Raw genomic sequence first — 24284 nt, forward strand, 5'->3', positions numbered from 1 at the left:
CGGGATTCTACGCCGCGGCAGGGCGGCGCATCGGGGCCCATGAAAAAGCCGGCGCCCCCGAAGGAGCGCCGGCCCTGGAACTACCTCAACGCGTGACGCGTATTACAGCGAGCACTTGCGCAGCGAGGCTTCCGCGCTCGCCGGGATGGCACCGACCGAGCGCAGCTTGGCCACGAACGGAGCCAGGCAGGACGCGAGGCCGGCCTTGTTCTTGATCGTGCTGCTGCACATCGCAGCCGCCGCCTGCAGGTTGGCACCACCGACCAGCCCGATGACGTCGGCGTCGAACACCGGCACGCCGGTGTCGCAGCGTCCATTGCGGGTCGCGGCGTTGCCCTGGTTCAGCGTCCAGCCCATGTCCGAGTACAGCGCGGGCGTCAGGTCGAGGCGCAGGTTGCCGTCCAGGTCCTGGTTGATCGACGGCTCCATCAGCGCGTTGGGCGCATGGCTGACGTCGAAGTGCGAGAACGTCGAGCCAGTGGCCAGCACAGCCGGGGAGTACAGGCGCGCACGGCCCTGTGTATCGGAGCCCGCGAAGGAGCCCGGGACGGCCTGGAGCGCGGCGTTGGCGTTCGGCAGCACGGCCTTGATGGCATTGCCCGCCGACAGCGCGACCATGATCGTCGGCACCGTGGCATTCACCGAGGGATCCTCGGCCATGCCCGCGATAGCCTCGACGTTGTTCGCCACGATCACCGCGATCGCGCCGGCGTTCTGGGCGTGGTTCGCCTTGATCTCGAACGCGCAGGTGCCGCGGTCGACCAGCGCGACCTTGCCGGCGTACGCACCGGCCGGCGACGCGACGCATCCCTGGGTGGGGTTGGCGCTGCCGTCACCGACGAGCACGATCTGCCCGTTGAAGTTCGCCGGCGTGGCGGTGGCGCCGAACGACGCGGTGCCGTAGTCGTACTGCGCGGTCAGGCCACCGGAAACAAACAGGCGCACCAGCGGGCCCAGTGCATCCGGCACCTGCGAGGTGACTTCGTCGCCGGTCCATACCAGCGCGTCGGACTTCGCGGCGGCCGCGCGCTCGGCGTTGGTCATCGCGTTCCAGGCCTTGCTGGTGGCGTTGTCGTAGACGAAGGACGAGTAGATGTCGGTGAAACCGCTCTGCGGCGCGCCCGTGGTCAGGTTGTGGAAGCCCTGGAAGTTCAGGCCGTGGCCGATCTCGTGCATCACCACGTCGAGGAAGTTGATCCTCCCCGCCGGGGTGTTGCCGTCGAGGCCGTAGTACCAGCCGGAGTTCTCCAGGCAGCCCGGGGTGCCCAGGTTGGAGTTGAAGTTGCTGTTGATCTCGTCTTCGGTGGGCGACAGGTTCTCGCCGGCGATGGCGTTGGCGAGCGCTTCGCCGTACCAGGTGGCCGGCACGGCGCCTTCGAAGTCACGCTGGATGAAGCGCGCGCCGGCGGAGCCGAGAACGCCGCTGGCGGCCTCGCAGGCCAGCGGGGTGAACTGGGCGCGCACGCGGATGTCCACGTCGCTTTCCAGCACCGCGCCCCACAGGTCGGCCGCGAACTGGTACACGATCTGGCGCTGTTCGCCGACCGTCTTGCCGGGGTTGTTGCCGACCGGCACCGCCGGGGTCGGATCGTTGAGGCCCACGCCAGCGGCGTTCATGTTGACCGGGATGATGGTCGCGGCCTGGGCGGTGCCGATGGCGGCCACCGAGGCGACGGCCAGTGCGCACGCAAGCAAAGTCTTATTCATGGGCGGCGCCCTCCGTGGCGGGGGCGTGGTCGCCGTGGGTGATCACGATGCTGCCATCGGCCTGCTGGGTGGCGATGACATTCGACATCATGTCCTCGGACACCTGCATGCTGACGCGGCCATCGGGATGGCGGCGCATGGTGCGTTCGGCTTCGGCGCGGGTCTTCGGGCCCGGCTTGGCGATCGACATGGACGTATCGGTCCGCATGCGGCTCGCGGCGTTGCGCAGCGCCGCCTGCTCGGACGCGGTCGGCGCGCGCAGGCGGCCGGTGGCGGGATCGATGGCAACGGTAACGCCGGCAAAGCTGCCGGTGGCATCGGAGTCGGTCACGGCCGGCTCGGACGCATGCGCGGCAAAACCGGCGGTCAGGCCGGCCAGCAGCAACAGGGTGGGGCATTTCATCAGGGCGATCCTCGGAATGGAGGCGCGCGGGATGCAGTGGTCGATGCCACCGTCCCCCCGGCGGTGCTCCTTGGTCAAATCAAAGAGTGGATGCAGCAGGCAGGTCGATGTCGTCTGGCCCGGCCCGAGTCTGCATCTTTTTTTCCCCGATCATCAATCTTGCAGCGCAACAGAACGCCACGGTATTGTGAGCGGCTGCCTGTTCAGGATGTGACCGGGAGCACCGGGCTGCCGTGCACGCCGTCGATCTCGACGGCCAGTTCGCGCCGGCAGATGGCCGCGTGCAGCAGCACGCGCGGCACGGTGTCGCCGAACCGGCGCTCAAGCGCGGCGGCCACCACCGGCAGGTCCGCGCGGTCGCGCACGTACACCTTGAGCCGCGTGCCGTCGCCAAAGCGCGGCGGCAATCCCGGGCAACGCGCGCGCGCGCTCGCCAGCAGCGCGTCGAAGTTGGCGAAAGTCTCGTCCACCTGCGCCAGCAGTTCGCCTTCGTGCATCGAGGCATGCCCGACCACGGCGGCCGTGCCCGACAGCAGCAGCGGCATCGCGCTGCCGTCGGCGGCCAGCATGGCGCGGGCGAAGCTCGGCGGCTGCGGGCCGTACTGGCGCGGGTAGTGGTAGGCGCTGACCTGGCGCGGGTTTTCGACCGGCGTGCCGGGCGCGTGCGCGGCCAGCCAGTAGACCTGCACCACGCGCGCCTCGTCGCAGCGGCCGATGGCGGTGGCCGCCGGCAGCGCGCGCGCATCGAAATCACCGAGGCCGCCGGCGCGGCCGATGCAGAACGCGCGGTAGCGTTCCGCGTCGCCCTGGCCGACGGTGATCGCGTCGATGTAGTTCCAGATGCGCAGCAGGTGCGGCGTGCGGCTGTCGCGGGTGAATGCCACCAGGCGCGCGTAGGCATGGCGCGCCGCCGCCTCGATGCCGCCTTCGCCTTCGTCCACTTCGATGGCGCCGAACAGCAGCTGGCCATCGCTTGCCCACTGGATGTCGCCGTCGCGGCCACGCATCACCGGCGCGTTGGCGCGCCAGACTTCGTACGGCGCATCGCCATGCGGCTCCAGCGGCACGCGCAGGTAGCGCGGATCGGCGAGCGCCTGCGGGACGGCCGCACCGAAGCCGAACACCGCCAGCGTGTCGTCGCCGAGCAAGGCCCCGGGCGCATCGGCGTGGACGTAATCGACGGCGAGCCGCGGCGCGGCGGGCGAGGCATCCGGCAGGTGGCTCATGGATTGCCGTCCTGCAGCGTGTCGCCGCTGAACTGTTCATTGACCTGGCGGCGCCGGCGCAGCCAGCCGCGCAGCGCCTGCGGCGCGATCACCACGGCGTTGGCCGCGTACAGCAGGCGGAACACGCGCAGCCGCCGCAGCACGCGGCGGTTGTCGAACACGTCGCCGGCCAGCATCGAGACCACGGCCTGCTCGAGCTGCAGCGTATTGCGCGGATTGGCGAACAGGCGCTGCATCACCGGCGTGGTGAAGCGGTGGATGAACCACGTGAAATGCCGCAGGCCGCCGCGCAGGTGCCGGTCCATGGCGCGCTGCAGGGCGCGCTCGCGCGCCGGCTCGCGCAGGCTGCCGTCGACGACGTCGGCCGCGCGCTCGGCGCTCTTCATCGCCAGGTACACGCCGGCCGAGAACACCGGGTCGATGAACGCGAACGCGTCGCCGGCCATCACCCAGCCGGCGCCGGCCATGCGGCTGCAGCCATAGGAATAGTTGCCCGTCGCATGCACCGGTGCCACGCGCTCGGCCCCGCGCATGCGCGCGGCAACCGACGGCGCCAGCGCCAGGGTCTGCATCAGGAAATCGTCGTTGTTGCCGCGGCGTTGCTTCAGGTAAGCCGGGTGGCACACCGCGCCGACGCTCATCACGTCGTCGCGCAGCGGGATCAGCCAGCACCAGCCGTGCTCGAAGCGGTCGACGGTGACATTGCCGGCATCCAGCCCCGGGCGGCGCTCGACGCCGCGGAAATGGCTGAAGATCGCCGCCGACTGGTGCTGGCGGCTCTTCTGCTTGAGCTTGAGCTTGCGGCCGACGAACGTGTCCCGGCCGCTGGCGTCGACCACGTAGCGCATGCGCACGCGCAGCATGCTCCCGTCCGCCTGGCGCGCGCGGGCACGCGCCGGCCGGCCGGCTTCGAAGTCGACCGCTTCCACCTGCGCCTGTTCGCGCGCGTCCACGCCGTTGTCGCGCGCGTGGCGGAACAGCAGCTCGTCGAACTCCTCGCGCTTGACCTGGAACGCATGGTCGAAGCCCGCGTCGAGCGCGCGATCGAAACGGAACACGTTGGTCCTGCCCGACGCGTCCTGCACGGTGAAGTCCGCGCCGCGCTTGTGCACGCCGATCGCGCGCACCTGCTCCAGCACCCCGAGCCGCTCGAGGATGGGCATGTTCATCGGCAGCAGCGACTCGCCGATGTGGAAGCGCGGGTGCAGCGCCTTTTCCAGCATCAGCACGCGCCAGCCGCGCCGGGCCAGCAGGGTGGCAGCGGTGGAGCCGGCGGGGCCGCCACCGATCACCAGTACGTCGGTGTCGATGTCGTGCGTGGAGGCGTCCGTGTCTTCGATCGTGTTCGGCATTTCGCGGCGCTTGGCGGCCATGCGATGATTGAGGGGCGCAGATGATAGCGTGCCGCCAGCCAGAGGGCCGGCGTGCAACGGTCGCCACGACCCAGCCGCCACCGGAATCCGCAGATGTCCAGCCAGACCGCCGCCGAACGCGAACTCGCCGAACTCCTGGTCGAAAGCCTGAACCTCGAGGACGTCGATCCGGCCGCCATCGACCCGGAGGCGCCGCTGTTCAACACCGGGCTGGGCCTGGATTCGATCGATGCGCTCGAGCTCGCGCTGGCGGTCGGCAAGCGCTACGGCTTCCAGCTGCGTTCGGACAACGAGGAAAACCTGCGCATCTTCGCCTCGCTGCGCGCGTTGTCGGCGCACGTCGAGCAGCAGCGCACCTGAACGCGCGCGCTGCCGCGGGGACGACGTCCATGGTCCTCGGCCTGCAGGTGGTGATGGCGGTCGCGTACGCGCTGCTGGCGCATGCCGCCAGCGCCACCGGCGACGGCCGCTTCGCCTACGCGGCGCTGCTGTCACTGGTGGTGATGATGCTGGCAGCCGGCATCGCCGCGCGCCGCGCATGGGCGTGGCTGCTGCTGCCCGTGTCGCTCGCGGCCTGCCACGCGCTGTACCTTGCCGGCCTTGCCGGGGTGCCCTTGCTGCTGGTGCCGGTGGCGTTCGTGGCGCTGGTCGCCTGGGTGTTCGGGCGCAGCCTGCGCTCGCCGCACGGTGCGTTGATCACCCGCATCGTGGCCGCGCTGGATGGCTCCACGCCGGCCACGCTGGCACCGGAGTTGCTGTCCTACAGCCGCGGCCTGACGGCGGCCTGGGCCTGGGTGCTCGGCGGCATGGCGTTGGCCAACCTCGCACTGGCGCTTGCCGCGGAGCCAGGTGGCCTGCTGGCCAGCCTGGGGATCTCGCCCCCGGTGTCGATCACGCTGGAGCAGTGGTCGCTGTTCGCGAACCTGCTGACGTATGGGGTGGTCGGCGGGTTCTTCGCGATCGAGTTCATGTACCGCAAGCGGCGTTTCCCGGGCCGCTATGTCAGTTTTCTCTCGTTCCTGCGCCAGATGTCGGGGTTGGGCCCGGCGTTCTGGCGCGACTTCCTGCGCTGAACGGCGGACGCGCCTGGCGGCATTGGTATGCTTTGCCGATGCAGACCCGCGTCGACAACATGGAAGTGGCCGAACCGGCCGCGCTTCGCCTCGCCTGGCGTACCCACAATGCCCTCGGTTTCGTGTTCATGCTGGCCTGGACCGCGGGCTGGATCAGCCTCGCCCTGCTGCTGCTGGGGCTGACGCGCCGCCGCGACCTGGCGCTGCGGATGGCCGCGCGCGGCTGGGCGCCCACGCTGATCGCCGGTGCCGGCGCGCGCCTGGAGATCGAGGGCGCCGAGGACATCGACTGGTCGCGCGCACGCCTGCTGGTCGCCAACCACCAGTCGATCATCGACATCTGCGCACTGTTCCGCGCGGTTCCCGTGCCGCTGCACTTCCTGCTCAAGCAGGAGATGGCGCGGGTACCGTTCGTGGGCTGGTATGCGCGCGCCTGCGGGATGCTGTTCATCGAGCGCGACAACCCGCGCTCCGGACCCCTGCTGCGGCGCCAGGCCGCAGCCCTGCTGCGCGACGGCCACAGCCTGTGCCTGTTCCCGGAGGGCACGCGCAGCCGCAGCGGCACGGTGGCGCCGTTCAAGGGCGGCGCGTTCCAGTCGGCGATCGATGCCGGCGTGGAGGTGCTGCCGGTCGCCATCGAAGGCGCCGGCGCGGTGCTGCCGCCCGACAGCATGTTCCGCGTCCGCCCGGGGGTCATCCGCGTGCGCATCGGCGCGCCGCTGCCGACCAGCGGCGACACCGGGCCCGTCGCCCGCCAGGCCCTGGCCGATGCGGCGCATGCCTCCGTGCAGGCGCTGCTGCGCCGCCCGTCCTGAGCGCATCCCGCCACGCCATGCAGTTCGTCGTCGCGCCCACCCATCCGTGCCTGCCGGGGCACTTCCCCGGCAACCCGCTGGTGCCCGGCGTGGTGATCCTCGACCACGTGCTGGCCGCCATCGAACACGGGCACGTGCCCCTGGGGGCGCTGCGCCTGCCGCAGGTCAAGTTCCTCGCACCCTTGCTGCCGGGGGTCGCGGCGACGGTGGTGCTCGATGGCGCAGCGCCGCGCTGGCGCTTCCGCGTGCTGGCCGGCGACGTGCTGGTCGCCACCGGCGAGGTGGTGGCGGGATGACCCGCCACTGGAAGCAGCGCAGCGAAGGCGGGGGCCGCGTGGCCCTGCGGCTGCTGAGCGCCATCAGCCGCCGCGGCGGGCGCGGACCGGCGCGGCTGCTGCTGTATCCGATCACCCTGTACTTCCTGCTGCGCCGGCGCGAGGAACGCCGTGACTCGCGCGCCTATCTGACGCGGGCACTGGGCCGGCCGGCGCGGTTGCGCGATGTGGCGCGCCATATCCATACGTTTGCCGCCACGATCCTCGACCGCCTGTTCCTGCTGGTGGGCGATACGCGCCGCTTCGACATCGGCATCAGCGGGCTGGGGCCCCTGCACGAGGTGCTCGACCGCGGCCAGGGCCTGCTGCTGTTCGGCTCCCACCTCGGCAGCTTCGAGGTGTTGCGCGTACTGGGCCGGCAGCGCCCGGATGTGCAGATCCGGGTGGTGCTGGACAAGGCGCACAGCCCCGCGGTCACCGCGCTGCTCGACGCGCTCAACCCGCAGATCGCGTCGTCGGTGATCGATGCCAGCCAGGGCGGTCCGGCGATCATGTTCGAGATCCAGCGGGCGGCCGCCGAGGGCGCGGTGATCGCGCTGCTGGTCGACCGCACCCAGCCGGGCGAGCCGTCACTGCCGGCATCCTTCCTCGGCACGGAGGCCCAGTTCCCGCTGGCGCCGTGGCAGCTGGCCGCGGTGCTTGGCGTGCCGGTGCAGCTCGCCTTCGGCCTGTACCGCGGCGGCGCGCGCTACGACCTCGTGTTCGAAACCTTTTCCGACGGCCTGGCCATCCCGCGGCGCGAGCGTGCCACCGCGCTGCCGGCGCTCATCGCGCGTTACGCATCGCGCCTTGAACATCATGTCCGCGCTGCGCCATTCAACTGGTTCAACTTCTACGACTTCTGGGGCGACCGTGAGCACGATCGAAGCCTGCAAGACACCACGCCCGATCCCGCGCCCGGCACCGGGCCCGGGCGCGACGCCGCGCCCGACGCGCCGGTGGACGCTGCTGCTGCTGGCGGCGTGCGCGCTGCCGGCACTGCCGTGCTTCGCGCAGCCGGCGGCGGTCGATAGCGCCTGGATCCTGGCGCGGCTGGCACGGCCGGCGCCGATGCGCACGCCGTTCGTGGAGGTGCGCGGTTCGGCGATGCTGAAGGCCCCGCTGCGCATCGAGGGCGTCTACGCGCGCCCCGACGCCGACACGCTGGTACGCGAGGTCCGCGCGCCGTACGTCGAGACCACCACCATCCGCGGCGGCCGCGCCACCATCGTGCGCGGCAGCCGCGCGCCGCGCAGCTTCGCGCTGTCGCGCGCGCCCGAACTTGCCGGGCTGCAGGCCAGCTTCGGCGCGCTGCTGGGCGGCGACACCGCGGCGCTGGGGCAGAGTTACCGCACCACGGCGAGCGGGAGCCGCGAGGACTGGACGCTGGTGCTTGCGCCGCGTGACCCCGCGTTGGCTGCCACGCTGCGCGACATCACCCTGCGCGGCCGCGGCGCGGAGCTGCGCTGCATCGAGACGCGGCCGATCGATGGCGAGCTGCAGCGCACGCTGCTGGCGGGCGCGGCGCGTTCGGCTGGCGTGGGTGCCGACGCGGCGACGCTGGCCGCGCTCTGCCGCCAGCCCGGCGCCGGCACGCAATGACGCCCGCGCGCCGCACCGCGCTGGCCCTGCTGTGGCTGGCGGCGCTGGCGCTTGCCGGCTGGGTGGTGGGCCAGCAGCTCACGCTGAGCGGCGACCTGCGCCGCTTCATGCCGGAGCCGCGCACGCCCGCGCAGAAGCTCCTGATCGACGAACTCGGTGACGGCCCCGGCACGCGCCTGCTGCTGCTGTCGCTGTCGGGCGACGACCCCGAAGCGCTGGCCGCGCAGTCGCAGGCACTGGCGGCCACGCTTGCCGCCAATGACGACTTCGAGTTCGTCGCCAACGGCGGCGATGCCAACCTCGATGCCATCCCGGAATCGTTGCGCGCCTACCGCTACCTGCTGACACCCGGCTTCGATACGCAGCCGCTGGACGCCGCGTACCTTGCCGAGCAGCTCGACGAACGCCTGCAGGATCTCGGCTCGCCGGTCGCTGCCATGATCGAGCCGCTGCTGCCGTCCGATCCCACGTTGGAGCTGCTGAAGGTGGCCGAGGCCTGGCAGCCGGCCGCGGCGCCGTCGCGGATCCACGGCGTGTGGTTCGACCGCGCCGGCAGCGAGGCTCTGCTGCTGGCGCAGACCCACGCCGGCGGCTTCGATCCCACCGGCCAGCAGCGCGCGTACGACGCGGTGTATGCCGCGTTCGACGCCGCCCGCGGCGGCGCACCGTCGCAGCTGCGCATGACCGGCCCGGGCGCGTTCTCGGTCGAGATCGGCGGCCGCACCGCGCGCGAGGCGCAGTGGATCGGCGCGATCGACAGCATCGCGTTGATCCTGCTGCTGTTGGTCGCGTATCGCAGCTGGCGCGTGCCGCTGCTCGGCGTGCTGCCGCTGGCCACCGCCGGGCTCGCCGGGCTGGGTGCCGTGGCGCTGATGTTCGAGGCCGTGCACGGCATCACCGTGGCGTTCGGCTTCACCCTGATCGGCGTGGTGCAGGACTATCCGATCCACTTCTTCAGCCACCAGCGCGCCGGCCTCACCCCGCAGCGCAACGTGCGCCAGCTGTGGCCGACGCTGGCCACCGGCGTCATCGCCACCTGCATCTCGTACCTGACGTTCCTGTTCTCCGGCGTCGACGGCCTGCGCCAGCTGGCGGTGTTCACCATTGCCGCGCTCGCGGCCGCGGCGCTGGCCACGCGCTACGGCCTGCCGCCGCTGGTCGACCCGTCGCCGCGCGACACAGCCGACTTCCCCCGCGTGCAGGCGCTGTGGCGAGGCATCAACCGCCTGCCGCGCCCGCGCTGGTCGCTGCTGGTACTGGCCATCGCCTGCGTCGCGGTGCTGGCGACCGTGCGCACGCCATTCTGGGAAAACGACCTCTCGCGCCTGACGCCGGTGCCCGATGACGCAATGGCGCTCGACACCCGGCTGCGCGACGAGCTCGGCGCACCCGACGTGCGCTACGTGCTGGTGTTGCGCGGCGCCGATGGCGATGCCGCGCTGGCCGCGGCCGAAGCCATCCACCCGCGGCTGGATGCGCTGGTGGCGTCGGGTGCGATCGACGGCTACGACAGCGCGGCGCGTTACCTGCCGTCCGCGGCCACGCAGCGCGCACGCCAGGCGCGCCTGCCGGACCCGCCCACGCTGCAGGCCGCGCTGGCGACCGCGCTGCGGGATTCGCCGTTCCGCGAGGACGCCTTTGCGCCGTTCCTGGCCGATGTCGAACACGCACGCACCGCGCCACCGCTGCGCGCCGCCGACCTGCGCGGTACGCCGTTGGCTGGCAGCGTGGACGGCCTGCTGCTGGAAGGCGAAGCCGGCGCCACGGCGCTGGTGTCGCTGAGCGGCCTGGCCGATCCGGCCGCCGTGGCGCGCGTGGCGGCCGACGCCGGCGGCGAGCTGCTCGACATGAAGGCCGCGTCCGAATCGCTGGTCGCCGAGTACCGCGGCCGCGTGCTGGCCGCGCTGGCGATCGCCGCGCTGCTGCTCGCGGCGACGGTGTGGATCGCGCTGCGCTCGGCCAGGCGCGTCATACGCGTGCTGCTGCCGATGGCGCTGACCACGCTGGTGGTGCTGGCGGTGCTGCGCGGTCTGGGCGTGGAACTCAACCTGTTCCACCTGGTGGCGCTGATCCTCGCCGCCGGCCTTGGCCTCGATTACGCGCTGTTCTTCGAGCATGCCGGTGACGACCGCGCCGACCAGCTGCGCACCCTGCACGCGGTGGTGGTGTGCAGCCTGATGACCCTGCTGGTGTTCAGCCTGCTGGCGCTGTCGTCGATCCCGGTGCTGCGCGCGATCGGCAGCACGGTCGCGCTCGGCGTGCTGTCCAACTTCGTTCTTGCGTTGCTGGTGTCGCGCCACGCGCCGGAGGAGGCGCGCCGGTGATCACGCGCCAGGAGATCCTCGCGCTCATCCCGCACCAGGGCGCCATGTGCCTGTGGGACGAAGTGCTCGACTTCGACGCCACCCGCATCCGCCTGCGCGCCGGCAACCACCGCGATCCCGCGCATCCGCTGCGCAGCGGCGACATGCTGCGCGCGGTGCACCTGTGCGAGTACGGCGCGCAGGCGATGGCGGTGCACGGCGGCCTGCGCGCGCGCGCATCCGGTGGCGATGCCGCGCGCGCCGGCATGCTGGTCGCGCTGCGCGGCGTGGAGCTCCACTGCGCCCGCATCGATCACCTGGCCGGCGCGCTGGAGTGCGAGGCCGAGCTGCTGATGGAAGGCGAGGCCAGCCAGCAGTACGCGTTCCGCATCCACCATGCCGGCGTGCTGCTGGCCGAGGGGCGCGCGGCGGTGATGCTCGCGGACGCCGCGGCGATGCCGCGATAATCCGCGCATGAACACATCCAACCACACTGCACGACGCGCGCTGGTCACCGGCGGCAGCGGCGACCTCGGCGGCGCGATCTGCCGGCAGCTGGCCGCGGCCGGCCTGCACGTGGTCGTGCACGGCAATGCCAACCTCGCGCGTGCGCAGGCGGTGGCGGATGCGATCCGCGAAGCAGGCGGCAGTGCCGACGCGGTCGCGTTCGACGTCGCCGACGGCGATGCGACGCGTGCCGCGATCGACAGCCTGCTCGCCGGCGGCCCCGTCCAGGTGCTGGTCAACAACGCCGGCATCCACGACGACGCACCGATGGCGGGCATGTCCGACGCGCAGTGGAAGCGCGTCATCGACGTGTCGCTGCACGGCTTCTTCCACGTCACCCAACCGCTGCTGCTGCCCATGGCGCGGACGCGCTGGGGGCGCATCGTCAGCGTGTCGAGCGTCGCCGCGGTGCTCGGCAACCGTGGCCAGGCCAACTACGCCGCGGCCAAGGCCGCCCTGCATGGCGCGTCGAAATCGCTGGCGCGCGAGATGGCGTCGCGCAACATCACCGTCAACGTGGTCGCGCCGGGCGTGATCGCGGGACGCATGGCCGAGGCCGCGTTCGCGCCGGAGCTGGTAAAGCAGATGGTGCCCGCGGGACGTGCCGGTACCCCGGACGAAGTGGCGGCGGTGATCGCATTCCTGTGCTCGGAGGCGGCCAGCTACGTCACCGGCCAGGTGATCGGCGTCAACGGCGGCATGGGCTGAGCGACGGAGGCCGGCGACCGCAACCCGCGGCCCGCTGACGCAGGGTTCATCATCGCCGGCGGATGATTTCCATCCATCGCCCGCGCAGGTGCCGCCATGACCGCCACACACGCATTCCGCTTCGCCGCTGCCAGCGCCGTGTTGCTGCTGGCCGGCTGCGCGTCCTCGCACATCCTCACCGGCACGCCGCGCGCGCCGATCGATCCCGCCCAGGTCCGCGTGTACTACGGCGCGCCGCCGGTGGCGTTCGAGGAGGTCGCGATCCTGGAAACCAGCAGTGGGGCATTGACCTACGGCGAGCAGAACAAGACCAATGCGGTGCTGCGCAAGCTGCGCGAGGAGGCCGCATCGCTGGGCGCCAACGGCATCCTGTTCCAGGGCACCGCCGACGGCTATGGCGGCAGTGGCGTGAGCGTGGGCGCCGGCGGCGGGCGTTTCGGTGGCAGCAGCCACACCAGCGCCGGGATCGGGGTCAGCATCAGTCCGCGCCAGAAGCTGGGCCGCGGCGTGGCGATCTACGTGCCAAACCCGCCGCCGCTGCAGGCGCCGATGGCACCGACCCCCGCGCCCTGACCAGCGCAGCGTGACCAGCGCGCCCTGACCGGCGTGCGCTGACCGACGTGATCAGCCGGGGGTCGTCCGGTCCGCCACCGGCACCGTGCCAGCAGCGGCAACGGACGGGGCGCGCCGCCCCAGCGACAGGCTGAGCAGTGGCCCGGTCATGACGGTCGTCAGGATGGCCATGACCAGCAGCATGGTGAACAGGTCCGGGCCGATGATGCCGGCGTCGAGGCCGACCTTCATCACGATGAGTTCCATCAGCGCCCGCGCGTTCATCAGGGATCCCACCGCGAAGCTCTCGCGCCAGCCGTGACCGGAAAGTCGCGCGCCGATCGCCCCGCCCAGCACCTTGCCGAGCACCGCGACTGCCAGGATCAGCGCCATCGCGCCGAGTCCGGCACCCACGAACGCGTCACGCGTGGTGTTGAGCCCGGCCAGGGCAAAGAAGATCGGCATCAGTACCACGATCGCCAGATACTCCACGCGGTCGATCAGCGACCTCAGCAGGCGATCGTCTCGCGGCAGGCACGCACCGAACAGGAACGCGCCGAAGACCGCGTGCACGCCCAGCCATTCGGTGACCGCGGCGCAGGCGAAGGCGCCGATCAGCAGCGCCGCCAGCACCATCAGCGACGGCACGCCATCGGCGGCGTGGGTGCGCAGCAGCCAGCCGTACAGCGGACGCAGCACGCCGAACACCAGCACCGCCATCAGGGCCAGGCCAACCGTGGTGCGGATGAATCCGGCATAGCCGTCGCCGGCACCGACCATGGCCACCACCAGCGCCAGCATCACCCAGGCCAGCACGTCGGCGATCGCCGCGCCGCTCAGCGCCAGCCGACCGAGTGGCGTGTGGGTCATGGCGCGTTCCTTCAGGATGCGCGCCAGGATCGGGAAGGCGGTGATCGACATCGCCGCCGCCATGAACAGTGCGAACGGGAAGAACCCGACGCCCGGCGGGGCGTAGGCGTGCAGCCAGGGCGCGGCGGCGAAGCCGAGCGCCATCGGTACCAGCACGCTGGCTACGCCTACAAGGCCCGCGGAACGCAGCTGCGCACGCACGCCATTGGGTGCGCGCAACTCCACGCCGACGATGAACATGAACAACACCAGCCCGAGCTCGGCGAGCGAGGACAGGCCCGGGAGCGACTCCCGCGCGAACACCACCGCGTGGATGTCAGGGAACCAGGCGCCGAACACGATCGGCCCCAGCAGCAGGCCGGCCGCCATCTCGCCGATCACCGGCGGCTGGCCCACATGGCGCAGCAGCAGGCCGCAGGCGCGCGCGGTGGCGAGGATGATCACGAGCTGCAGGAGCAGGGGGCTGTGGTGCATGGTGGTCCTGGAATGCGGAGATCAGGCGGCGCCGTACCAGGCGGGTGCGAGCAGCGTTTCGCCGGCGGGTGACGGCGCCAGCAGCGCCTGCAGGCCATGGTCGCCGATGCCGGGATGCGAGCGCCGCGCCTGCGCGAGGATCTCCGCGGCCAGCTCGCCCATGCGCTCGATGTTGGCGGCAATGCGCGCGTCGAACGCGGCGTCGTCGAGCTGGTCGCACAGGCTGCGGTTGAGTTCGCGGAACCAGTCGATCAGGTACTGGTCGAGCTGGCGTCCGGGGCCGGCCGTCGCCGCCGGGCCGTTGCGCTCGCCCCACTCGCGCAGCAGCGGCTGCAGCGCGGCGTTGAGCGCGCTGCAGCGCTCGAACAACGGGCGCAGCCGCGCATACATCGGGATGTCGGCGATGCGCCCGGCGAAGAATACCGGCGCCAGCAGCGCCCAGTAGAAGGTGTAGTCCCAGATCACCTTGACCGGCATCACCTGCTCGTCGCCGAACAGCGGGTACTGGTCCTGGTAGAGCGTCATCGTGTTGGCATAGAACGAGAAATACAGCTGCTCGTACAGCTTGGCGTGCTGCATGAACGCATCGCCCGCGCGGTCGCGCACCACCAGGTCGGTGATGTAGCTGTTGGCGATGGCGATGAAGTCGCTGCCGGGCGAATAGAACGGATCCAGGAACAGGCCCGCCTCGCCGGTCAGCGCCCAGCGCTCGCCGAACACCTGGCGGCAGCCGTGCGAGAAATGGCGCAGGAAGCGGAAGTCCATCAGCGCGTTGCCGGCCGCATCCAACGAATCGGCGACGCGTGGCTGGTGGCGGCGCAGCCAGTCCATCGCCTTGGCGTGGGTGTCCATGCCGTCGAGCGGATGCATGCCGGCGTCGCAGACGATGCCCAGCGAGTGCGCGCCAGAGGCCAGCGGGATCAGCCAGAACCAGTAGCCCGGGCCGCACATGTGGTTGGTCGAGCGCCAGCGGTCGGGCGGCGTGCAACGTGCGCGCCATTCGGGATCGTCGGACCAGTCGTTCGGGTCGATGATGCCGTCCACGCGCCACCAGGCGGCGTTGGCGTCATGGCCGTTGGCTTCGGCCAGGCCCAGCTGGCGCTTGAGGATCGCCGCGCGGCCACTGGCGTCGACCACCCAGCGCGCGTGCAGGGCGTGCGTGTCGCTGCCGGTGGTCCAGGTGATGCGGTGGTCGCCGTCGCCTTCGCCCAGTGCCACCGAGCGCACCATGGCGCCATCCCGGAAATCGACGCCCAGCGCGCCCGCACGCTTGCCCAGCATGTTTTCGAAGCGGCCGCGGTCGATCTGCCAGGAGGGCGTCGGCAACAGCTGGCTGACGCCGATTTCGGTGCAGCGGTCGATGTCGCGGCGCCCGTCGGAGAAGAAGAACCGGAAGCCGAACTTGCGGATCTGCGCCGCGTCGAGGTGCTCGCGCAGGCCCAGGGTCTCGGCGAAATAGTGCGCGCCGATCTCCACGGTCGACTCGCCGACCTTGAACGCGGCCTCCGGCGCCGGGTGGCTGCGCCGTTCCAGCACCGTGACCGAAAGGCCTGGATCCGCCTGGCGCAGCTGCAGCGCGAGTGTCAGCCCGGCCAGCCCTCCGCCGAGGATGGCGACGTCGACACGCGCTGCATCAGCCATCAGTGACGGCCTCCGGTTGTGCCGGCGCCTTCGGGCGCCAGCGGGGGAAGGGGGTCGCCGGCCACGTCATCGATCACCGGCGGCTGGCGCCGGGTCCGTGCGTACCTTGCGAGGAGATCACCGGGCTCGAGCACCTGGCGCGCCACGTGCGAGGTGATCGCCCAGAGGTCGCGCACCAGGCGGAAATGGCTCTTGCGGAACGCGAGCGGTGCATCGGCGGCCGCATAGCGCGTCTCGATGGGCACCGCGACGACCCGGGCGCCGCTGCGCGCGGCCGACACCAGCATCTGCGCCTCGAACACGAAGCCTTCGCCTGGCACGTCGGGCAGGGTGAACACCGCGCGCGGGTACAGGCGCTGGCCGCTCTGGCTGTCGACCACGCGGAAGCCGCAGGCCCAGCCCAGGCCCCAGTCGCCGAAGTCGTTGCCGATGCGCCGGTGCAGCGGCTGCGACGCGCGCTTGCGCAGCCGGGCGCCGACGATCACACAACCCGGATGGCGGTTGGCGGCAGCGATCAGGCGCGGGATGTCGGCGGCGTCGTGCTGGCCGTCGCCATCCATGGTCAACACCGCCAGTGCGCCCTGGCGCGCGGCTTCGGCGAACCCCGCGCGCAGCGCCGCGCCCTTGCCCATGCGCCGCGCATGGCGCAGCACCGTGACCGGCAGGTCGGCGATGCGGTCCACCGTGCCGTCGTCGGAGCCGTCGTCGACCAGGATCACGCGCGCGGCCTGCGCCAGCGCACCCTCCACCACCTCGCGGATGCGCAGCGCCTCGTTGAGCGCGGGCACCACGATCGCGACGTTGTCGCGGCCCAGCCGTGACGGATCAGCCATGCGCCAGCTCCACGCGCAGCACGCGCCCGGCGCCGGCGTCCAGCACCACCAGGTCACCGCCGGTGGCCAGCGCATCAAACAGCGGCAGCATCGGCGCCATCGCATTGCCGGCACCGCGCTGCGCGAGCGCGCCGCGGCTCGCGGGCGCCGTGCCGTCGGTGAGGGTGGCGCGCAGGCGCGTGCCCGGTGCATCGCCGTTGTCGGTCGACAGCACCAGCGCGGCACCCAGCAGGCCTTCGCTGCGCGACACCTGGCCGAGCGGCCCGACATCGGAGGTGTCGTAGGCGACCAGCAGCACCGCCGGATCGCCGCACGCCAGCTGGGACAGTGCTTCCAGCAGGCCCTGCGCGAAGCTGGCGCGGTAGGCGGTGAGCGCCGTGGCCGGGTGCAGGCAGCCGGCGCCGATGGTCCAGTAGCCCGCGGCCGCGTTGTGCACGGAATTGTGGAAGCGCGTGGGCGACAACGCGCGCGGGTCGCTGACCAGCGTCGCGCACATGTAGTCGGTGATGCCGAGGTCACCGTGGGTGGAGGTGAACACCGAAGGCAGGTCGGCGGGAGCGCGCCCGGCGGCATCGCAGGCGGCCTGCGCCACATCGAGGGCCACGGCGACCGACGGTGGCGCGCGGCGACGCTCGTTGGGCGCCAGCAGCCGTGCGACCGGCTTTCCGCCTTCCGCGCCGAGCGTGCCGGTGGCGGCGTGGGTGACGGCATCGGCCCAGCTCGGCAGCCCGTCCAGCCAGAAGCCGATGCCCTCGATGCGCGCGACGAGCGTACTCATGCGCGGCCGAAGACCAGTGCGCTGTTGTTGCCGCCGAAGCCGAAGGAATTGTTCATGGCGTAGCGGATGGTCGTGTCCTCGGCATTGTCGAAGCGTATCTGCGCGCCGCAGGCCTCGTCATGCAGGGTGCTGTGCAGGATGCCGGGCAGCAGGCCGTGCTCGAGCGCGAGCAGCGCGAACACCGACTCGACGATGCCCGCGGCGCCGAGCGTGTGCCCGGTCCAGCCCTTGGTGGAACTGGCGTGCAGGCTGTCGGGGAACAGCGCCGCGACCGCGCGTGCCTCGATGGTGTCGTTGGCCGGCGTGGAGGTGCCGTGCAGGTTGAGGTAACCGACCTCGCGGGCGGCGATGCCCGCGCGCGCCAGCGCATCGCGCATCGCCAGGCTGGCGCCCAGGCCGTCGGGATGCGGCGACGACATGTGGTGGGCGTCGCTGGATTCGCCGTAGCCGCGCAGCTGCAGGCCGCCGTGGCCGGCGGTGGCGCGCTCGAGCAGGGCGAAGCCGCCGGCCTCGCCCAGCGACAGGCCGTCGCGGTCGCGGTCGAACGGCCGGCACGGCGCCGGCGACACCAGGCCGAGTGCGTTGAAGCCGAACAGCACGCTGCCGCACAGGGTGTCCACGCCGCCGACCAGGGCGGCATCCACGACCCCGGCGTTGAGCAGGCGCGCCGCCTGCGCGAACACCTTGGCGCTCGACGAACAGGCGGTGGCCACGGTCACGCAGGGGCCGCGCAGGCCGGTGGCGACGCGCACGAAGTCGCCGGGCGAATGCGGGGTATGCACGATCGGGCGCGTGAGGTCGGGCGGAAAGCGCGCCACGCCGTCCGCGCCGGTTTCAAGCCGCGCGTAGCCGTCTTCGGTCGCGCCGATGCTGGCGGTCGACGTGCCGATGACCACCGCCACGCGCTCCGCGCCATGGCGCGTGCGCGCGGCCGCCACCGCGTCCAGCAGGCCGTCGGCCTGCAGCGCCATCCACGCCAGCCGGTTGTTGCGGCAGTCCCATTCCGCCAGGGCCTTGGGCAGCGGCGCGTCCTCGAGGCCGTCGACCCGACCGATCCACGTCGGCAGGGGGTCGCGGCCGAAGTCGTTGGGCCGCAGCCCGCTGCGCCGTCCGCGCAGCGCCGCTTCCTGCGCGGCGCGGCCACGGCCGAGCGCGGTGGTGGCGGTGTAGGCGGTGATGGCCAGCGCCGGGATGGGCGACAGGGACTGCGATGGCGACACGGCGGGGGCTCGCGGACGGAAAGTCGCCGAGTATATCCACGCGCCCTGCAACGGCAGTGCGCAGGGGGCCCGTCCCCCGCGGCGCGGGGGGCGGGGTTCAGGACTATTTGCCGGCGTGGGCGGGGATGAATTGGGTGCGCACCGCGTCCGCCAGCTGATCCGGCGGCAGCAGGCCCTGGTCGAGCAGGAAGTTGTTGAACGCCAGGCGGTCGAAGCGCTTGCCCAGCGCCAGTTCGGTCTCCATGCGCAGCTCGAGGATGCGCGTGTAGCCGTAGAAGTAGGCGCCGGCCTGGCCGGGGGAGTTGAAGGTGTAGCGGTCGATCTCCTGGCGGGCCATCGCCGGCGACAGCACCACGTCGTCGAGCAGCAGGCGGCTGGCGCGTTCGCGGTCGATCAGGCCGAGGTTGAGCATCGGGTCGAGCATCGCCCGCGCCGCGCGCATCAGGCGGAACTGCAGGGCGATCAGCTGCCCGTCGATCGGCTCATGCGGCACCATCTCGGCTTCCGCGTACAGCGCCCAGCCTTCGACGTTGACGGAGTTGAACGCAAACAGCGTGCGCGCCAGCGAAATGCCGCGCTCGACCATCGCGGTGAACTGCAGCTCGTGCCCGGGGCGACCCTCGTGGGCGCTCAGCGTCCAGGCGACAGATGGATAGTTGAAGTCGTCATAGGCGGCCTCCGGACCCAGCGCCGGGTTGCCCAGCGGCAGCACGAACGTGCCCTGCTGCCCGGTATTGCCGACCAGCGGCGCCGGCCGGAAGTGCGGCGCCGGCTGCGCGGCGCTTTCCGCCGGCGTGCCCAGGCGCATCTGCATCGGGCGGTTGGGCACGTCGACGATGCCGTGCTCGCGGATGATCGGGTCGATGGCGTCGATCGCCACGCGGTACTCGCGCTCCAGCGCATCGTTGGGGATCACGTCGCGCTTCAGGGCGCGGATCACCTCGCGGTAGTCGCTGGCCGCGATGCCCTTCTCCTTCGCCACCAGCGGCGCGAGCTGCTGCATCATCGCCCGCGTTTCCATGAACTCCAGCTGCGCGCGCTGCACCAGCACCAGCGGGTCGATGTCGATGCCGACCTGGCGCAGGCGCTCGGCGTAGAGCTCCGGCGGCAGCTTCGTCTCGGTGCGCGCCTTCGGCAGTACGTCGGCACGTACCCAGGCGGCATAGGCTTTCGACTGCGCGTCGAGCGCCGCCAGTGACTCGTCCACGCCGTCGATGCCGTACTCGGCGAACTGCGCGCGGATCCCGGCGGCGTAGGTGTCGACGTTCTGCAGCGCCTGTTCGACCTCGAGCTTCGTGGGGCGCAGCAGCGACGCGTCGCCGGCGCGCTCCTCGTAGCGCTGGCGGGCCTGGACCATCACCGGGGTGCTGCCTGGGGCCAGGCCCACGTAACGCGCCAGGCGCTCGCGGGCGTGTGCCTGGCGCTCGGCGGGGACCTGCTTCGAGAGCAGGCCGTTGATGCCCTGGAACACCAGCTGCGGCGCGTCGGCGAACGGCAACACCATCCGCTCCTGCAGCGTGCTGCTGGCGATCGCTTCGTCCGCGGCGCGGATCATGATCGCCAGGTCCTGGCGGACGTTGGCGTCGCGCTCCAGTTCCAGGCGGCGCTGCAGTTCGGCGCGCGCGGTGGCGGTGGCGGCGCGGAAGCGCGCGCCGTTGTCGGGCCCGAGGTCGGCGGTGAGCGTGTCCAGGCCGGGAATGCCGAAGAACGAGAAGCCCTCGGGCGCGAACTTCGCCTGGGCATCGATCAGCACCTGCGCATGCTCGTTGCTGCGCGTGACCCAGGCCGGCGTTGCCGCGGTCGCCTTGGCCGGCGCGGGCGCGGGCGCGGGTGCCTGGGCGTAGGCATTGGCCGGCGCGGCCAGCGCGAGCATGATGGCGAGGGCGAGGGTCTTCATGGCGGCGTGGATCCGTGCTGGAGAAGCGGCGACGCTAACCCCCGCTGCCGCGACCCGCAACGGGCCGCAGGTCATGGGTCCGTGTCAGGGTGCGAGGCACTTGCCGAGGAAACGCTCGGCCAGCCGGTAGCGATGCAGCGCATCGGCACCGCGCAGGCCGTGCTTGGCGCCGGGGTAGGTCATCAGCTCGAAGCGCGTGCCGCGCTTCTGCAGCGCCGACATCAGGCCGGTGGCGTTGCTGAAGAGCACGTTGTCATCGGCCATGCCGTGCACCAGCAGCAGCGCGTCGTCGCGGATGCCATCGAGGTGGGTGAACACGCTGGCGTGGCGGTAGCCGTCGACGTTGGCGTCCGGCAGGTCCATGTAGCGCTCGGTGTAATGGGTGTCGTACAGCGCCCAGTCGGCCACCGGCGCGCCGGCAATGCCACAGCGGAAGTCGTCGGGCGCCTGGCCCAGGAGCATCAGTGTCATGTAGCCGCCGTTCGACCAGCCGTGCACGCCGATGCGCGCGCCATCCACCCAGGGCTGTGCGCGCAGCCAGGCCACGCCGGCGCGCTGGTCGGCTACTTCCACCGTGCCCTGCCTGCCGTAGAGCGCGCCGCCGAAGTCGCGCCCGCGCCGCGGCGTGCCGCGGTTGTCGAGCGAGAACACCACGTAGCCCTGCTGCGCGAGGTACTGGTTGAAGAACGCATCGGCGCGGCCCGGCCAGGTGTCGAGCACGGTCTGCGCGGCGGGTCCGCCGTACACGAACACCATCACCGGGTAGCGCTTGCCGGGATCGAAGCCGGCGGGCTTGACCACGCTGTAGTGCAGCGGCGTGCGGCCGTCAGCCGCGGTCAGCGTGCCGAACTCCGTGGCCAGGTGCGCGGCGCGGTACGGCGCGTACGCATGCGCGGGATCGGCAAGGTCGTTGTCGACCAGCGCGGCAACCAGGCTGCCGTCGGCGCGATGCAGGTCCATGCGCGGCGGGGTGCGCGTGTTCGACCAGCTGTCGACGTAGACGCTGGCGTTGCGCGCGAAGCTGATGGCGTGCGTGCCCGGCTCCGAGCCGAGTGCCACGATGTCGCCACCGGCCAGCGGCACCCCGTACAGCGCCGACTGCGTGGGCGACGCGCGCCCTGCGATGAAGTACGCCAGTCCCCTGTCTTCGTCGACCGCGGCCAGGCGGTCCACCGGCCAGTCGCCGCGGGTCAGCTGCTGCATCGAGCGGCCGTCTTCGGACGCGATGTACAGGTGCTCGAAGCCATCGCGCTCCGACGACCACAGGAAGCGGCCATCGCGCAGGAAACGCAGGCTGTCGTGCAGCGGCACCCAGGTCTTTGCGGTCTCGGTGGCCAGGGTGCGCTGGCGGCCACTGGCGAGCGTGGTTTCCACCAGCTCCAGCCGGCGCTGGTTGCGCGACTGGCGCTGGAAGGTCAGGCGCTCGGGGTCGCGCCAGTCGACGCGCGCGAGGTAGATGTCGGGGTCGGCGCCGAGGTCGATGCGCAGCGGCGCATCCGTGCCCAGCCGCGCCACGAACAGTTCCACGCGCACGTTGGCGTCGCCGGCGGCGGGGTAGCGCTGCTCGACGACTTCAGTGCGGTCGGCGTAGACCTCGTAGCGCTTCTGCACGGGAACGGGCGATTCGTCGATGCGCGCGTAGGCGATCGCCGAGTCGTCGGGCGCCCACCAGTAGCCGGTGTGGCGCGCCATCTCCTCGTCGGCGACGAACTCGGCCACGCCGTTGCCGATGGTCGCGCTGCCGTCATGGGTCAGCTGCCGCTCGCGGCCGTCGGCGAGGTCGATCACCCACAGGTTGCGGCCGCGGACGAAGCTGACATGGCCGCCGAGCGGCGACACCTTCGGATCGGTGGCGAAGCCCCCGCCGCTGGTGAGCCGGCGCACGGCGTCGGCGCCATCCCTGGACAGGTCGTACAGGTACAGCTCGCCGCCGAGCGGGAACAGCAGCTGGCGGGCATCCGGCGCCCACTGGTAGTCGACGATGCCCGACAGCGCGGCGATGCGCTGGCGCTCGCGGCGCGCCTTCTCCTCGTCGCTGAGCACTTCGGTGCCGGGCAGCACCACCGCGGAATCGACCAGCAGCGCGGTCTCGCCGCTGGCGACGTCATAGGCCCACAGGTCGAGGCGGTTGCGGTCCGTGTCCTTGCCGCGCAGGAACGTCACCCGCGAGCCGTCCGGTGCCACCTGCGGCTTCAGCAGGGTCGGCCCGGATAGTGGTGCGTCGCCGGTGATCGCCTCGAGCGTCAGCCGCGAGGCGGTGGGCGTCGCGGCGGCGGGCGGGGCGGCATGGGCGTGGGCGAAGGTCAGGGTCATCAGGGCGGTGGCCAGCAGCAGGCGCATCGGGGGCGTCCGGGAAATCGTGGAGGTGGCCATCATGCCGCAAGCCCGCGCCCGCCCCGCCCGCAGGCGAGGCAAGCGGCGCGGCGCGGCGCGGGTGCATTGTCAGTCGCGGCGCGCGCCCTGGCCGAACAGCTGCGCCTTCGCCGCGTCCGACATCGGCTTGTCGAGGTCCGGATTCACCTGGGCCGCCAGCGCGTAGGCACGCTGCGTGGCCGGGCGCGCGGCAATCGCGGCCTGCCAGCGGCGCAGCTCGGCGAACGGCGCGAGGTCGATCGGCGCGCTGGTGTAGGGCGCGATCCACGGATAGGCGGCCATGTCGGCGATCGTGTAGGCGTCGCCGGCGAGGAAGGCGCGCCCGGCCAGGCGCTTGTCGAGTACCGACAGCAGGCGCTCCACTTCGCGGGTGTAGCGGTCGATGGCGTACGGGATCTTTTCCGGCGCGTAGACATTGAAATGGCCGTACTGCCCGGTCATCGGGCCCAGCCCGGCCATCTGCCAGAACAGCCACTCCAGCGTCGCGGCGCGGCCACGCAGGTCGGTCGGGAGGAACTGGCCGGTTTTCTCCGCCAGGTACAGCAGGATCGCGCCCGACTCGAACACGCTGAGAGGCGCGCCACCGTCCGCAGGCGTGCTGTCCACGATCGCCGGCATCTTGTTGTTGGGCGAGATGGCGAGGAACCCGGGCTCGAACTGCGCGCCCTTGCCGATGTCGACCGGTCGGATGCGGTACTCCAGCCCGGCCTCCTCGAGGAACAGGGTGACCTTGTGGCCGTTCGGTGTCGGCCAGTAGTGGAGGTCGATCATGGCGGGGCTCCTCGCGGTGGGGAGTCGAGTCTAGGCCGGCAGCCCTCGCCGTAGCGCGCAGGGCGCCGCAACGCTGCGTCATGCCGGCGCCGCAAGCGTCCGCTGGCGGGGCGTGCGCCATGGCGCTTGGCAGCGGTGCCGGCCGGCCGCTACGCTTCGCCGGTTTTTTCCCTCGCCAAGGATCCCGATGTCGCGACCCCCAGCACCCAGGCTCGGCCTGCTGCCCCACCTGATCTTCAGTTCGCGCTGGCTGCAGCTTCCGCTGTACCTGGGCCTGATCGCCGCGCAGTGCGTGTACGTGTTCCTGTTCGGCAAGGAGCTGCTGCACCTGATCCAGCTGACGCCGTCGCTGGGCGAGCAGGACATCATGCTGATCGTGCTCGGCCTGATCGACGTGGTGATGATCTCCAACCTGCTGGTGATGGTGATCGTGGGCGGCTACGAGACCTTCGTCTCGCGGCTGGGGCTGAAGGACCATCCGGACCAGCCGGAATGGCTGTCGCACGTGAACGCCAGCGTGCTCAAGGTGAAGCTGGCCATGGCGATCATCGGCATCTCGTCCATCCACCTGCTGAAGACGTTCATCGAAGCAGGCACGCTCGGCAGCGGGCTGCCGTACTGCATGTCGGCGGAGGGCATTGCCGCGGTGGCCGCCACGGCTGCGGCGGGCCTGAAGGGCAAGGCCTGCACCAACGCCACCGAGATGGGCGTGCTGTGGCAGACCGTTATCCACTTCGCCTTCATCCTGTCGGCGATGGGCATCGCCTGGACCGACAAGCTGATGACGGGATCCGCCAGCCGCCGCGAGCACGCCCATTGATCGCGGGCTGAGGCCTGGGAATCC

Annotated in this window: 23 protein-coding genes; 11 read left to right on the plus strand and 12 right to left on the minus strand. The window is 71.6% G+C overall.

The window, feature by feature from the left end; all coding sequences use genetic code 11:
• Positions 1 to 102 precede the first annotated feature (102 nt).
• The 4 genes from H5368_RS10230 to H5368_RS10245 all read right to left on the minus strand — a co-directional run bounded on the left by H5368_RS10230 (position 103) and on the right by H5368_RS10245 (position 4688).
• Positions 103 to 1707: a PA domain-containing protein gene (locus H5368_RS10230; RefSeq protein ID WP_182824264.1), complete on the minus strand. Its 1605-nt coding sequence runs from the start codon at positions 1705 to 1707 to the stop codon at positions 103 to 105.
• Complete coding sequence (locus H5368_RS10235) at positions 1700 to 2110, minus strand: hypothetical protein (protein WP_182824265.1); 411 nt, start codon at positions 2108 to 2110, stop codon at positions 1700 to 1702. The genes H5368_RS10230 and H5368_RS10235 overlap by 8 nt, the downstream gene beginning before the upstream one ends.
• A 203-nt stretch (positions 2111 to 2313) precedes the next feature.
• On the minus strand, positions 2314 to 3336 hold the full coding sequence (locus H5368_RS10240; RefSeq protein WP_182824266.1) for a pteridine-dependent deoxygenase: 1023 nt from the start codon (positions 3334 to 3336) through the stop codon (positions 2314 to 2316).
• Positions 3333 to 4688, minus strand: a complete 1356-nt coding sequence (locus H5368_RS10245) for an NAD(P)/FAD-dependent oxidoreductase (protein ID WP_182825236.1) — start codon at positions 4686 to 4688, stop codon at positions 3333 to 3335. Before H5368_RS10245 ends, H5368_RS10240 begins: the two co-directional genes overlap by 4 nt.
• Positions 4689 to 4802: 114 nt before the next feature.
• On the opposite strand from H5368_RS10245, the gene H5368_RS10250 reads away from it, so the two are divergent.
• From H5368_RS10250 to H5368_RS10295, 10 genes are all read left to right on the plus strand, one after another.
• Entirely contained in the window at positions 4803 to 5069 is a 267-nt protein-coding gene (locus H5368_RS10250) for a phosphopantetheine-binding protein (protein ID WP_182824268.1), read from the plus strand.
• Between the two features lie 29 nt (positions 5070 to 5098).
• A complete protein-coding gene (locus tag H5368_RS10255; protein WP_182824270.1) occupies positions 5099 to 5782 on the plus strand; it encodes a ketosynthase in 684 nt (227 codons plus the stop codon).
• A gap of 59 nt (positions 5783 to 5841) precedes the next feature.
• The gene (locus H5368_RS10260; protein WP_182825238.1) at positions 5842 to 6597 is read left to right on the plus strand and encodes a lysophospholipid acyltransferase family protein; all 756 of its coding nucleotides are present in this window, start codon (positions 5842 to 5844) and stop codon (positions 6595 to 6597) included.
• A gap of 17 nt (positions 6598 to 6614) precedes the next feature.
• On the plus strand, positions 6615 to 6893 hold the full coding sequence (locus tag H5368_RS10265; RefSeq protein WP_182824272.1) for a hypothetical protein: 279 nt from the start codon (positions 6615 to 6617) through the stop codon (positions 6891 to 6893).
• Positions 6890 to 7945: an acyltransferase gene (locus H5368_RS10270; RefSeq protein WP_182824274.1), complete on the plus strand. Its 1056-nt coding sequence runs from the start codon at positions 6890 to 6892 to the stop codon at positions 7943 to 7945. The genes H5368_RS10265 and H5368_RS10270 overlap by 4 nt, the downstream gene beginning before the upstream one ends.
• Positions 7946 to 7982: 37 nt before the next feature.
• Complete coding sequence (locus H5368_RS10275; protein ID WP_221441915.1) at positions 7983 to 8513, plus strand: LolA-related protein; 531 nt, start codon at positions 7983 to 7985, stop codon at positions 8511 to 8513.
• Entirely contained in the window at positions 8510 to 10837 is a 2328-nt protein-coding gene (locus H5368_RS10280) for an MMPL family transporter (RefSeq protein WP_182824276.1), read from the plus strand. The genes H5368_RS10275 and H5368_RS10280 overlap by 4 nt, the downstream gene beginning before the upstream one ends.
• 44 nt (positions 10838 to 10881) lie before the next feature.
• Positions 10882 to 11283, plus strand: a complete 402-nt coding sequence (locus H5368_RS10285) for a phosphotransferase (protein ID WP_182825240.1) — start codon at positions 10882 to 10884, stop codon at positions 11281 to 11283.
• A gap of 7 nt (positions 11284 to 11290) precedes the next feature.
• Positions 11291 to 12031: a 3-oxoacyl-ACP reductase FabG gene (fabG, locus tag H5368_RS10290; protein WP_182824278.1), complete on the plus strand. Its 741-nt coding sequence runs from the start codon at positions 11291 to 11293 to the stop codon at positions 12029 to 12031.
• Positions 12032 to 12127: 96 nt separating this feature from the next.
• Positions 12128 to 12604 (plus strand): hypothetical protein, encoded by a 477-nt coding sequence (locus H5368_RS10295; RefSeq protein ID WP_182824280.1) that lies wholly within the window; start codon positions 12128 to 12130, stop codon positions 12602 to 12604.
• A gap of 51 nt (positions 12605 to 12655) precedes the next feature.
• Here the strand turns inward: H5368_RS10295 and H5368_RS10300 are convergent, their stop codons facing one another.
• From H5368_RS10300 to H5368_RS10335, 8 genes are all read right to left on the minus strand, one after another.
• Complete coding sequence (locus H5368_RS10300; protein WP_182824282.1) at positions 12656 to 13927, minus strand: cation:proton antiporter; 1272 nt, start codon at positions 13925 to 13927, stop codon at positions 12656 to 12658.
• Positions 13928 to 13948: 21 nt separating this feature from the next.
• On the minus strand, positions 13949 to 15568 hold the full coding sequence (locus tag H5368_RS10305) for an FAD-dependent oxidoreductase (RefSeq protein ID WP_182824284.1): 1620 nt from the start codon (positions 15566 to 15568) through the stop codon (positions 13949 to 13951).
• Entirely contained in the window at positions 15568 to 16401 is an 834-nt protein-coding gene (locus H5368_RS10310; RefSeq protein ID WP_182824286.1) for a glycosyltransferase family 2 protein, read from the minus strand. Before H5368_RS10310 ends, H5368_RS10305 begins: the two co-directional genes overlap by 1 nt.
• Positions 16394 to 17179, minus strand: coding sequence for a beta-ketoacyl synthase chain length factor (locus H5368_RS10315; RefSeq protein ID WP_182824288.1), 786 nt, complete (start codon positions 17177 to 17179; stop codon positions 16394 to 16396). Before H5368_RS10315 ends, H5368_RS10310 begins: the two co-directional genes overlap by 8 nt.
• Complete coding sequence (locus tag H5368_RS10320) at positions 17176 to 18372, minus strand: beta-ketoacyl-[acyl-carrier-protein] synthase family protein (RefSeq protein ID WP_182825244.1); 1197 nt, start codon at positions 18370 to 18372, stop codon at positions 17176 to 17178. Before H5368_RS10320 ends, H5368_RS10315 begins: the two co-directional genes overlap by 4 nt.
• A 130-nt stretch (positions 18373 to 18502) precedes the next feature.
• Complete coding sequence (locus H5368_RS10325) at positions 18503 to 20296, minus strand: DUF885 domain-containing protein (RefSeq protein WP_182824291.1); 1794 nt, start codon at positions 20294 to 20296, stop codon at positions 18503 to 18505.
• Between the two features lie 84 nt (positions 20297 to 20380).
• Positions 20381 to 22636 carry a DPP IV N-terminal domain-containing protein gene (locus H5368_RS10330; RefSeq protein ID WP_182825246.1) on the minus strand — a complete coding sequence of 752 codons (2256 nt, stop codon included), beginning with the start codon at positions 22634 to 22636 and terminating at the stop codon, positions 20381 to 20383.
• 102 nt (positions 22637 to 22738) lie between these two features.
• Positions 22739 to 23440 (minus strand): glutathione binding-like protein, encoded by a 702-nt coding sequence (locus tag H5368_RS10335; protein ID WP_182824293.1) that lies wholly within the window; start codon positions 23438 to 23440, stop codon positions 22739 to 22741.
• A gap of 187 nt (positions 23441 to 23627) precedes the next feature.
• Here H5368_RS10335 and H5368_RS10340 point away from each other — a divergent pair, with 187 nt between their 5' ends.
• Positions 23628 to 24260, plus strand: coding sequence for a TIGR00645 family protein (locus H5368_RS10340; RefSeq protein ID WP_182824295.1), 633 nt, complete (start codon positions 23628 to 23630; stop codon positions 24258 to 24260).
• Positions 24261 to 24284 lie beyond the last annotated feature (24 nt).

The organism is Luteimonas sp. MC1782 (assembly GCF_014164605.1).
GTDB lineage: Bacteria > Pseudomonadota > Gammaproteobacteria > Xanthomonadales > Xanthomonadaceae > Luteimonas.

Bases quoted from the DNA above. Each gene is read 5' to 3' on its own strand.
- H5368_RS10250 (WP_182824268.1), top strand. From the start codon at position 4,803: ATGTCCAGCCAGACCGCCGCCGAACGCGAACTCGCCGAACTCCTGGTC.
- H5368_RS10255 (WP_182824270.1), top strand. From the start codon at position 5,099: ATGGTCCTCGGCCTGCAGGTGGTGATGGCGGTCGCGTACGCGCTGCTG.
- H5368_RS10330 (WP_182825246.1), bottom strand. From the start codon at position 22,636: ATGCGCCTGCTGCTGGCCACCGCCCTGATGACCCTGACCTTCGCCCAC.
- H5368_RS10295 (WP_182824280.1), top strand. From the start codon at position 12,128: ATGACCGCCACACACGCATTCCGCTTCGCCGCTGCCAGCGCCGTGTTG.
- H5368_RS10315 (WP_182824288.1), bottom strand. From the start codon at position 17,179: ATGAGTACGCTCGTCGCGCGCATCGAGGGCATCGGCTTCTGGCTGGAC.
- H5368_RS10265 (WP_182824272.1), top strand. From the start codon at position 6,615: ATGCAGTTCGTCGTCGCGCCCACCCATCCGTGCCTGCCGGGGCACTTC.
- H5368_RS10340 (WP_182824295.1), top strand. From the start codon at position 23,628: ATGTCGCGACCCCCAGCACCCAGGCTCGGCCTGCTGCCCCACCTGATC.
- H5368_RS10270 (WP_182824274.1), top strand. From the start codon at position 6,890: ATGACCCGCCACTGGAAGCAGCGCAGCGAAGGCGGGGGCCGCGTGGCC.
- H5368_RS10245 (WP_182825236.1), bottom strand. From the start codon at position 4,688: ATGCCGAACACGATCGAAGACACGGACGCCTCCACGCACGACATCGAC.
- H5368_RS10305 (WP_182824284.1), bottom strand. From the start codon at position 15,568: ATGGCTGATGCAGCGCGTGTCGACGTCGCCATCCTCGGCGGAGGGCTG.
- H5368_RS10310 (WP_182824286.1), bottom strand. From the start codon at position 16,401: ATGGCTGATCCGTCACGGCTGGGCCGCGACAACGTCGCGATCGTGGTG.
- H5368_RS10275 (WP_221441915.1), top strand. From the start codon at position 7,983: ATGCGCACGCCGTTCGTGGAGGTGCGCGGTTCGGCGATGCTGAAGGCC.
- H5368_RS10280 (WP_182824276.1), top strand. From the start codon at position 8,510: ATGACGCCCGCGCGCCGCACCGCGCTGGCCCTGCTGTGGCTGGCGGCG.
- fabG (WP_182824278.1), top strand. From the start codon at position 11,291: ATGAACACATCCAACCACACTGCACGACGCGCGCTGGTCACCGGCGGC.
- H5368_RS10285 (WP_182825240.1), top strand. From the start codon at position 10,882: ATGTGCCTGTGGGACGAAGTGCTCGACTTCGACGCCACCCGCATCCGC.
- H5368_RS10230 (WP_182824264.1), bottom strand. From the start codon at position 1,707: ATGAATAAGACTTTGCTTGCGTGCGCACTGGCCGTCGCCTCGGTGGCC.
- H5368_RS10240 (WP_182824266.1), bottom strand. From the start codon at position 3,336: ATGAGCCACCTGCCGGATGCCTCGCCCGCCGCGCCGCGGCTCGCCGTC.
- H5368_RS10235 (WP_182824265.1), bottom strand. From the start codon at position 2,110: ATGAAATGCCCCACCCTGTTGCTGCTGGCCGGCCTGACCGCCGGTTTT.
- H5368_RS10325 (WP_182824291.1), bottom strand. From the start codon at position 20,296: ATGAAGACCCTCGCCCTCGCCATCATGCTCGCGCTGGCCGCGCCGGCC.
- H5368_RS10300 (WP_182824282.1), bottom strand. From the start codon at position 13,927: ATGCACCACAGCCCCCTGCTCCTGCAGCTCGTGATCATCCTCGCCACC.
- H5368_RS10260 (WP_182825238.1), top strand. From the start codon at position 5,842: ATGGAAGTGGCCGAACCGGCCGCGCTTCGCCTCGCCTGGCGTACCCAC.
- H5368_RS10335 (WP_182824293.1), bottom strand. From the start codon at position 23,440: ATGATCGACCTCCACTACTGGCCGACACCGAACGGCCACAAGGTCACC.